Raw genomic sequence first — 1,038 nt, 5'->3', positions numbered from 1 at the left:
GCTCGCTCAGGCGCGGCGGGCCGGTGGGCTCGTGGTGGATGGGGTGGACGGGGTGGACGGGGCGCGGGCGGAAGGCGGCACCGACAGTCACAGCACTGACAGTTACGGCACGGATGGATACGGCACTGACTACGACGACAGCGCCGAGGGCGTACGGCGCACCCGGGGCGAGCTGGTCCTCGCCCCGCGGGCCCAGCACGCCACCGGCACCGGCACTGACAGCGGCCACGGCGAGCGCCGCGACCGGCAGCTCGTACGGGGCAAGGCGGCCGAACTGGTCGCGGCGGCCAAGCACGACGTGGTGACGATCCCGTTACCCGGCGGCCGCCACGCCAAGTTGACGGCCCGCACCGGTCGCACCGCGGCCGGCACGGAGGTGGTCACGGTGGAAGCGGAGATGACGAGCGCGCTGGAGGTGCCGGGCCCTGTCGAGGTGCCGGGCATCCCGGCGGCCCGGACGCCGAGCGAAACGCAAGTGGCGCAAGGGCAGGTGGCGCATGGGCGGGTGATGCAAGGGCAGGTGGCGCAAGGACAAGCGGCAAAAGAGCAAGTGGCACAAGGACAAGCGCCGCAAGGGCAGGTGCCGGCAGGATCGGAAGCCCCGGCTGATGAGTCCGGAGCCCAGGCCGGTGAGTCCGGCGGGCCCGGAACGCAGCAGGCGCAGCCGACCCGGACTATCGCGCCCCGCACCGAACCGGCCGAGATGGCGATGGCGAGCGCGCGCACCGAGCAGCGGACGCAGGCTAAACCACTTCCGCAGAGCTCTGAGCACACGGCAGCGAAGCCCTTCGCGCGCGTCACGGAAAGCACGACCGCTACGCCGAACATGACGAACGCGATAAACACGGCGGCCGTGCCAGCCGCGCCAAACCCGCCGACCGGCCCCACGTCGCCGAGCCGAAGCGCCGTTCCCTGCCCGGACCGGAGCCGGAATCAGGACCGCGGCGATCAGAACCACCCCGGCAACGCGCCAGACTCCCCAACTCCCTCGCGCACCGACCCCCAGGCTGAAAGCAACACCATCACCAACCCCCCATC

The 1,038-nt window shown here is 72.0% G+C and carries 1 protein-coding gene; it reads left to right on the top strand.

Annotated elements, in window-relative coordinates; all coding sequences use genetic code 11:
• Window positions 1–31: 31 nt before the first annotated feature.
• Window positions 32–1,038, top strand: a 1,007-nt coding sequence (locus tag IZR01_RS49290) for a polyadenylate binding domain-containing protein (protein WP_194927902.1), incomplete at its 3' end; no start/stop codon positions are given.

The sequence above is a fragment of the Catenulispora pinisilvae genome, from assembly GCF_015356865.1.
GTDB lineage: Bacteria > Actinomycetota > Actinomycetes > Streptomycetales > Catenulisporaceae > Catenulispora > Catenulispora pinisilvae.
Note: the sequence above shows the minus strand (reverse complement) of the source record. Positions and strands in the feature narration are given on the sequence as shown.